General features: G+C 74.4%; 9 protein-coding genes and 1 pseudogene. 6 read left to right on the top strand and 4 right to left on the bottom strand.

The features are described from left to right. Together ABZ914_RS41945 and ABZ914_RS41940 are read left to right on the top strand one after the other, a co-directional pair. Window positions 1-264: pseudogene (locus ABZ914_RS41945) on the top strand (hypothetical protein); the annotation flags it as partial. A gap of 83 nt (window positions 265-347) precedes the next feature. Beyond that, on the top strand, window positions 348-542 hold the full coding sequence (locus ABZ914_RS41940; protein WP_190852704.1) for a hypothetical protein: 195 nt from the start codon (window positions 348-350) through the stop codon (window positions 540-542). A 196-nt stretch (window positions 543-738) separates the two neighbouring features. On the opposite strand, the gene ABZ914_RS41935 is transcribed toward ABZ914_RS41940, so the two are convergent. Continuing rightward, window positions 739-2,070: an ABC1 kinase family protein gene (locus tag ABZ914_RS41935; protein ID WP_500200266.1), complete on the bottom strand. Its 1,332-nt coding sequence runs from the start codon at window positions 2,068-2,070 to the stop codon at window positions 739-741. Between the two features lie 211 nt (window positions 2,071-2,281). Between ABZ914_RS41935 and ABZ914_RS41930 the strand changes: the two genes are divergently transcribed. The 3 genes from ABZ914_RS41930 (at window position 2,282) to ABZ914_RS41920 (ending at window position 4,459) form a co-directional block, all read left to right on the top strand. Then, complete coding sequence (locus tag ABZ914_RS41930; protein WP_500200265.1) at window positions 2,282-3,082, top strand: enoyl-CoA hydratase/isomerase family protein; 801 nt, start codon at window positions 2,282-2,284, stop codon at window positions 3,080-3,082. A gap of 154 nt (window positions 3,083-3,236) precedes the next feature. After that, window positions 3,237-3,788: a M48 metallopeptidase family protein gene (locus ABZ914_RS41925; RefSeq protein ID WP_433155626.1), complete on the top strand. Its 552-nt coding sequence runs from the start codon at window positions 3,237-3,239 to the stop codon at window positions 3,786-3,788. Next, window positions 3,785-4,459 (top strand): DUF2064 domain-containing protein, encoded by a 675-nt coding sequence (locus tag ABZ914_RS41920; protein ID WP_500200263.1) that lies wholly within the window; start codon window positions 3,785-3,787, stop codon window positions 4,457-4,459. Before ABZ914_RS41925 ends, ABZ914_RS41920 begins: the two co-directional genes overlap by 4 nt. A 70-nt stretch (window positions 4,460-4,529) precedes the next feature. Here ABZ914_RS41920 and ABZ914_RS41915 read toward each other — a convergent pair whose 3' ends face one another. From ABZ914_RS41915 to ABZ914_RS41905, 3 genes are read right to left on the bottom strand one after another with little or no spacing between them, the layout of a single operon-like run. Next, window positions 4,530-5,096, bottom strand: coding sequence for an NUDIX hydrolase (locus ABZ914_RS41915; RefSeq protein ID WP_500200261.1), 567 nt, complete (start codon window positions 5,094-5,096; stop codon window positions 4,530-4,532). After that, complete coding sequence (locus tag ABZ914_RS41910; RefSeq protein ID WP_190852697.1) at window positions 5,093-5,278, bottom strand: hypothetical protein; 186 nt, start codon at window positions 5,276-5,278, stop codon at window positions 5,093-5,095. The genes ABZ914_RS41915 and ABZ914_RS41910 overlap by 4 nt, the downstream gene beginning before the upstream one ends. Continuing rightward, window positions 5,275-6,723 carry a zinc-dependent metalloprotease gene (locus ABZ914_RS41905; protein WP_500200260.1) on the bottom strand — a complete coding sequence of 483 codons (1,449 nt, stop codon included), beginning with the start codon at window positions 6,721-6,723 and terminating at the stop codon, window positions 5,275-5,277. Before ABZ914_RS41905 ends, ABZ914_RS41910 begins: the two co-directional genes overlap by 4 nt. A gap of 89 nt (window positions 6,724-6,812) precedes the next feature. Here ABZ914_RS41905 and ABZ914_RS41900 point away from each other — a divergent pair. Beyond that, window positions 6,813-7,811 (top strand): NAD-dependent epimerase/dehydratase family protein (locus tag ABZ914_RS41900; protein WP_500200258.1); only part of this gene is annotated, 999 nt, incomplete at its 3' end.

Below are 7,811 nucleotides of genomic sequence, written 5' to 3'. Positions count from 1 at the left end.
GCGACGTTCAGCGGGCAGCGGTGGCGGCGCTGGCCGAGGCCCGCACCGGTGGTGCCGCCGCCGGCCGAGGCGACGACCCAGGACCTGCCGGTGACCGAGTGGCCGCCGCCGCAGTCGGCGGAACGGGACACCGAGCCGCTGAGCCTCGGCTACCCGGACCCGGACGACACGCCGACCGAGCCGCTGCCCCGGCGTACCAGTGGGACGTCGCCCTGGTCGGCACCGCCTGGCGGCCTGCCGCGACAGGACGACGCGCGCAACTGATCGAACGGAGAGGAGGGCTGGGCCCCCGGGGCGTGGGGCCCCCCGGGGGGGCCCCCCGCCTCCGGGCGGCCGGGGAGAACGAGATGACGTTGCTCAGCCAGGACCTGTCACGGGAGCGAATACCCGTGACCGTGCCCGACGAGCTCGCCGCCCGCGTGCGCGCCCTGCGGCGCGCGCGCCGGGAGGCGCAGACGAGGGCGTCGCGCGTGCGGCGGGTGCTGCTCGCGCCGACCGCGTCCCGCGACGCCGACGCGCACGGGTCGAAGAACCACCGATGACCACCTCCGGTCCGCCGGTCGCAGGGCGCCGGCCCGCCGCTTCTTTGGATGGTTTCGGCGGGCGCCACCTGAATCCAGGGCGCGCCTCCCGGCGGACACCGGTGCTCCGGCCTCCCACTCGCCGGACGCACCGCGACGGGCCCCGCCCGCGCCTCATCAGCGCGGACGGGGCCCGCCGTCCTTCACGCTCTTTCCCTCAGCCGGTGACGAGCTCGCCGTCCTCGTCGTCGGCGAAGCCGGGCACCCACTTCAGCGACTCGGCGCGGGCCGGGATCTCGCACTCCAGCTGGCACAGCACGCCGGTGCCGGCCGACAGCACCCGGTGGATGATCACGTACTCGGGCGGCAGGTTGAGCTGCCGGACGACGTTGGTGGGGCGCAGGTCGGTGACGCGGGCGGCCATGTCGCGCAGCCACTCGCGGTTGAACTTGAAGGTCTCGGTGACGAACGGCTCGGTGATCGGCGCGAGGAACGCCTGCAGCTCCTCGGCGTCGACCTCCACGCCCTCGCGGATGAAGTCCTCCTCGCGCAGGGCGTCCTCGATCTCGTCGATGTCGGCCATCGTGCCGATCCGCAGCAGCAGCCCGAGCCGCCGCTGGAAGCCGCCGGGGATGCGGTCGACGGCGCCGAAGTCGAGCACGCCGAGCCGGCCGTCGTCCAGCAGCCGGAAGTTGCCGGGGTGCGGGTCGCCGTGCAGCATCCCGGACCGCTTCGGCCCCGACAGCAGGAACCGGCAGTACAGCAGCGCCGCGTGGTTCCGGGTCTCCTGGTCGCCGTCGCTGATGATCTTCGAGAGGGGGGTGCCGTCCATCCACTCGGTGACCAGCACGTCGCCGGACTGGGCGATGACCTCGGGGACATAGAAGTCGGGGTCGTCGAGGTAGGCGTCCCGGATGATCGTCTGGGACTCGGCCTCGATCGTGTAGTCGAGCTCCTCGACGACCCGCTCCTTCAGCTCGGCGAGCATCGACTTGACGTCCAGGCCCGGCATGAGGACGCCGAACAGCCGGCCGAGCCGGGCGAGCTGGTTGAAGTCGCTGATCAGCGCCTTGCCGGCGCCGGGGTACTGCACCTTGACCGCGACCGGGCGGCCGTCGGACCACACCGCGCGGTGCACCTGGCCGATGGACGCGGCGGCGGCCGGCTGGTCGTCGAACGAGGTGAAGCTGTCGCGCCAGTCCTCGCCGAGCGCCTCGGCGAGCACCTTGTGGACGGTCGAGGCGGGCAGCGGGGGAGCGGCCTCCTGCAGCCGGGTGAGGGTGGCGCGGTACGGCCCGGCGATCTCCGGCGGCAGCGCCGCCTCGAAGATCGACAGCATCTGGCCGAGCTTCATCGCGCCGCCCTTGAGCTCGCCGAGCACCTTGAACAGCTGCTCGGCGGTGCGCGTCTGGATCTCCATGGCGACGGCCTCGGCGGGCCTGCCGATGGTCCGCTTCCCGATGCCGAGGGCGGTGCGCCCCGCGAAGCCGAGGGGGAGGGACGCCAGCTTTGCTGACCGCGTCACCGCGCGGCGGGGAAGATCGCTCACGCCGACCATTGTCGGTGATCGGCTGTTGTTCGCGCCACAACGACCGGGGTTCAAATACCGGAACCCCGGTGACGGGAAACGCTGTGACCTGCGCATCCATGGTAAGTGTGCGCTTTCTCACGCATCTCGCGCGGCCGGAGACGGCCCTTTCGGGCGCCGCGGAGGGGGCGCCCGAGCACCGCGCACGCGCCGCACGGTACGGTGCGGAGCCATGTCCGGAGAACAGCCAGAGGTGCTGCGGGTCGAGCGCCGTCCCGACGGGATCGCCGTCCTGACGCTGAACGACCCCGCCCGGCGCAACGCGATGTCCGACGAGATGACCGCCGCCTACCGGCAGGCCGTCGCGGACCTGCGCGGCGACTCCGAACTGCGCTGCGTGGTGCTCACCGGGGCCGGCTCCGCGTTCAGCGCCGGCGGGGACCTGTCCTGGCTCGCCGACACCAACGCCGTCGCCGTCCCCGCGCTGCGCGACCGGATGCTCGCGTTCTACCGGACGTGGCTGACGATCCGGAGCCTCGAGGTCCCCACGATCGCCGCCGTCAACGGGCACGCCGTCGGCGCCGGGCTGTGCCTCGCCCTCGCCTGCGACCTGCGCTACGCCGCCGAGGACGCCAAGCTGCTCGCCCCGTTCACCGCGCTCGGCCTGCACCCCGGCATGGCCGCCACCTGGCTGTTCCCCGAGGTCGCCGGGCTGCCGCTGGCCCGCGAGATGCTGCTGGCCGGACGGGTCCTCACCGGCGCCGAGGCCGCCCGGCACGGCCTGGTCAACCAGGCGTTCCCCCGCGAGGACGTGCTGGACAGGACGCTGGAGATCGCCGAGCGGATCGCCGCGAACGCGCCCATCGCGACCCGGCTCACCAAGGTCGCCCTGGCGGACGGCGGGCACGCCGACATGGACGCCGCCCTGCGCTGGGAATCGCTCGCCCAGCCCGTCACGATGGCGTCCGACGACATGATCGAGGGACTGGCCGCCCAGCGGGAGAAGCGTTCCCCGCGCTTCACCGGCGCGTGAACGGGCTGTGGAAAGCAGTTGAGGCTCCACCAAAAGATGGGCTCTGACCTGGGCTGACGTCAAACACCCCCTGTGGAGGACCCAAAATTTTGGGTACGGTTGCGCCGTGCCCCCTAACGTTGAGGTCCGCCGCAGCACCAGGCGCCGCCGGACCGTGTCCGCCTACCGCGACGGGGACAAGGTGGTGGTGATGGTGCCCTCCAGGCTCAGCAAGGCCGAAGAGGAGCAGTGGATCGCCACCATCCTGGAACGGCTGGAGGAGCGCGAGCGCCGCCGCCGCCCCTCCGACGCCGACCTCGAGTCGCGCGCCCACGAGCTGTCCCGCCGCTACCTGGACGGCCGCGCCGACCCGGTCAGCGTCCGCTGGGTCGCCAACCAGCGCACCCGCTGGGGATCCTGCACCCCCGACGACGGCACGATCCGGCTGTCCACCCGGCTGCGCGGCATGCCGTCCTGGGTCGTCGACTACGTGCTGATCCACGAGCTGGCGCACCTGCTGATCCCGGGGCACGGCGCCGACTTCTGGCAGCTCGTCGGCAACTACCCCAAGGCCGACCGGGCCCGCGGGTACCTGGAGGGCGTCGCCGCCGCCGCGCACCTGCCGCTGGAGGCGGACGCGCCCGACGAGGAGCCCGCGCACGACGACGGCATGCACCACGGCGACGGCCTGCACGGCGACGGCTTCCCCCACGAGGTCGCCGGGTGACCCTGCCCGGGAACCCGATCGGGGACCGCTGCGTCGCGGTCCTGCCGTACGACCCGTCCGGCCCGTCCGCCGCTCCCCCCGGGGTGGACGACGCCGAGTTCCGGCTGGCCATGCTCGAGGACGTCTACGAGGTCGCCGCCGGCCTGGAGTTCGTGACGGCCGCGCTCGTCGCCGACCCGGACGGCCCCGCGGACGCGGAGTCGATCACCTGGCCGGGCACGCCGATCGTCCGCGACCCCGCTCCCGCCGCCGCCTTCGCCGCCCTGCACGCGCTCGGCGCGCGCGAGGCCGCGCTGATCGTGCCGGACGCCCCCGACCTGCCGCCGCTGCTGCTCGGCAAGCTGTTCCGCGCCCTCGGCAGCGCTCCCGCCGCCGCCTGCCAGGCCGCCGACGGCAACGGGCTCGTCGCGCTCGCCGCCCGCCTGCCGCTGCCCGCCTGGCTCGCCGCCGCACTCGGCGAACCGGGCACCGTACACGGCGGATCCGGGACCGTGCTCGACGCCCCGGACGCCCTGGCCCGGCTCCGCGCCGCCGCCCCGCGCCCCGGGCTCGTCCCGCAGGGGCCCGGCTGGCACCGCATCCGCACCCCCGCCGACCTGCGCTTTCTCGATCCCGGCCTGGAAGGCTGGGACAACACGCGGGCCCTCCTCGAAGGCTCGCCGCTCCGCTAGCGCCGCGTCTCCTGACGCCTCATCCGCCGGCACCCCGTCTGCCGTCGCCGCGTCCGCCGGCGCCGCTGCGCTAACGCCGCACCGCGCGGGCGGCCAGGCGGCGCAGGGCGTCGTCGGTGTCGTCGGGGAGATCGTCGAGGAGGAACCAGGCCAGGTCGTCCGACTCGTCCGACACCACATGCCGCGCGCCCTCCGGAGCGATCACGACGTACTGGACGTCGAGATGCCACGTGCCCTCGGGATGGCAGCGCACCCGGTGCCGGTCCAGCTGGACGGGCCCCGGCAGCGGCCGCAGATCCGGGATGCCGGACTCCTCCGTCGCCTCCCGCAGCGCGGCGCCGGCCAGCGTCGCGTCACCGGGCTCGCAGTGCCCGCCGAGCTGCAGCCACGCCTTGATCTTGGAGTGCAGCGTCAGCAGGATCCGGGACCGGGACGCGTCGAGCACCGCCGTGCTGGCGGTGATGTGCGCGCCGGCGCACTCCCGCCACATCCCGTCCGCCGGGTGCTCCTCCAGGTGCCGCAGGAACTCCCGGCGCAGCCGCTCCTGGTCCGCGTCGGGCGCCTCCCAGGACGACAGGACCTGGAAGGCGTCGGCGTACAGCGGGGCCGCGGCGGACGGAGCGGACGGAGCGGTCACGTGCGGTTGGCGCGGGCGTAGGGCGAGCTGGCCGGATGCCGGCGGCGCCGCTCCTGGTCCACGGGCCGCTGCCAGCACAGGCTCTCGCGCGCGACCCGCCGCCGGATCACGTTCGTGGACGACCCCGGCTCGTAGCGGCAGCCGTTCACCCGGGACGCGTGCGGGACGCGCGTCCCGCTCACGACCGCGGCCCCTGGCCGCCGGACCCCGCGTCCCCCTCGCCGGGGTCCTCGGGCTTCTCGTCCGGCTTCTCGTCCGGCTTCTCGCCGGGCTCGGCCCCGGACGTCCCGCCGGCCTCGGCGGAGCCCTCGTCCTCGTTCTCCTCGGCCGCCGTGGTCAGGTTCGTCAGGTTGCTCAGGTCGAGGTCGGACAGCCCCTCGATCTCCCGGCCGTGCACGAAGCCGTCCGGATCGTCGAGATCGTCGGCCGTCGGCAGCAGGTCGGGGTGCTCCCAGACCGCGTCCCGGCCCTGCGCGCCCCGCACCTCCGTCAGCTTGCGCCACAGCGCCGCGGCCTCGCGCAGCCGCCGCGGCCGCAGCTCCAGGCCGACCAGCGTCGCGAACGTCCGCTCCGCCGGGCCGCCCGTCGCGCGGCGCCGCCGCACCGCCTCGGCCAGCTTCACCGACTCGGGCAGCCGGCTCTGCGCGACCTCGTTGACCACGGTGTCGACCCAGCCCTCGACCAGCGCGAGCGTGGTCTCCAGCCGGGCCAGCGCCGCCTTCTGCCGGGGCGTCTCCTCGGGCTGCAGCTGGAGCTCGCCGCCCAGCGCCTCCTGGATCGCCTCCGGGTTGCTCAGGTCGAGCCCCTGGACGGCCTGCTCGATGCCCGACAGGTCGACGGTGATGCCGCGCGCGTACTCCTCGACGGCGCCGAGCAGGTGCGCCCGCAGCCACGGCACGTGCGCGAACAGCCGCTGGTGCGCGGCCTCCCGCAGCGCCAGGTACAGCCGGACCTCGTCCTCGGAGACCTCCAGGCCCGAGCCGAACGCCTCGACCCCCGCGGGCAGCAGCGCGCCGACGCCGTCGGGCGCCAGCGGCAGCCCCACGTCCGCCGAACCGGTCACCTCGCGGGCCAGCGCGCCGAGCGCCTGCCCGGCCTGGCCGCCGACCATCGCGCCGGCCATCTGCTTGACCATCCCGATCAGCGGGCCGGCCATCGCCTGCATCTCGGCGGGCATCTCGCCGGCGCCGCCGAGGGCGCCGCCCATCGACTCGACCATGCGGGACGCGATCGGGTCGCAGACCTTCGCCCACACCGGCAGCGTCTGCTCGATCCACTCCGACCGGCTCCACGCCTTCGGCGAGCGGATGCCGGCGGGCAGCGTGGTGCCCTCGTCCAGCCACAGGTCGGCCAGCCGCAGCGCCTCCTCGACCTGGCGCCGCTCGGCGTCCACGATCGACGGGTCGCCCTGCTCGACGACCTGGTGCCGGGCGATGTTCTTGGCCAGGTCCCAGTTCAGCGGGCCGCCGGACGCGCCGCCCTGCCCCTGCGCGCCGATCATGTCCGCGAACCGGTGCAGCATGTCGGCGAACTGCGCCATGTCGCCGCCCATGCCCTTGAATGGATCCTGGGGACGATCGTCGTCTCCGTCGCCGGGACGGTTGAAGCCGAAGGGAGTGTCACTCATCGGTTCGCCCCTGGGATGCATGATGGGCTCATATCCGCAACGTTAGCCGGTCCCGGCAAGGTCGCGTACTCAAGGAAGGGGGCACCTCCGTGGCAACGGGCAAGGTTCGCCCTCGGCGTAGCAAGGCCCCGGTCGTCGCCGTCACCGGTGCGGCCTCCGGGGCGGGGCGGCTGCTGGCCGCCCGGCTCGCCGAACGGGAAGACATCCGCAAGGTCGTCGCCATCGACGGGCACCGCGGCGACGTGACCGGCGCCACGTGGCGTGTCGTCGACATCCGGGACCCGCTGCTGTCGAACCGGCTCTCCGACGTGGACGTGATCGTCAACCTGGACGTCGAGCACTCCCCGGACGTCGACGCCAAGGAGCGCCGCACCCACAACGTGCGGGGCGCGCAGACCGTCGTCACGGCCGCCGCGGCGGCCCGGGTCCGCCGCGTGGTGCTCGTCACCAGCGCCATGGTGTACGGCGCCGGGCCCGGCAACGAGGTGCCGCTGCCCGAGGACGCCCCGCTGCTCGCCGAGGCGAACGTCAGCATCGCCGGGGACTTCCTGGAGATCGAGGAGCTGGCCGCGACCGCGCCGCTCACCCACCCCGGGCTGGAGATCACCGTCGTGCGGCCCGCCGCCCTCGCGGGGCCCGGCGTGGACACCGTCGTCACCCGGCACTTCGAGGCGCCCCGGCTGCTGACGGTGAAGGGCAGCACGCCCGGCTGGCAGTTCTGCCACATCGAGGACCTCGCGTCCGCGCTGGAGGTGATCGTCGCCGAGGACGTCCAGGGCCCGGTCGCGGTCGGCTGCGAGGGCTGGCTCGGCCCCGACGAGGTCACCGAGATCACCGGCAAGCGCACCTTCGAGCTGCCCGCCGCGCTGACGTTCGGGATGGCGCAGCGGCTGCACCGCCTCGGCATGACCCCGGCGCCCGCGACGGACCTGCACTACGTCGCCTACCCGTGGGTGGTCGACTGCGCCCGGCTGCGGGCCGCGGGATGGAAGCCGGGCCACGACAACGCCGCCGCGCTCCGCGCCGTGATGGAGGAGACCGCCGGGCGGCACGCCGTCGTCGGGCGCCGCGTCGGCGGCAAGGAGGCC

The sequence above is a fragment of the Spirillospora sp. NPDC046719 genome, from assembly GCF_040645715.1.
Taxonomy (GTDB): domain Bacteria; phylum Actinomycetota; class Actinomycetes; order Streptosporangiales; family Streptosporangiaceae; genus Spirillospora.
The sequence above is the reverse complement of the archived record's forward strand: the minus strand, read 5'-3'. Positions and strand labels throughout refer to the sequence as shown.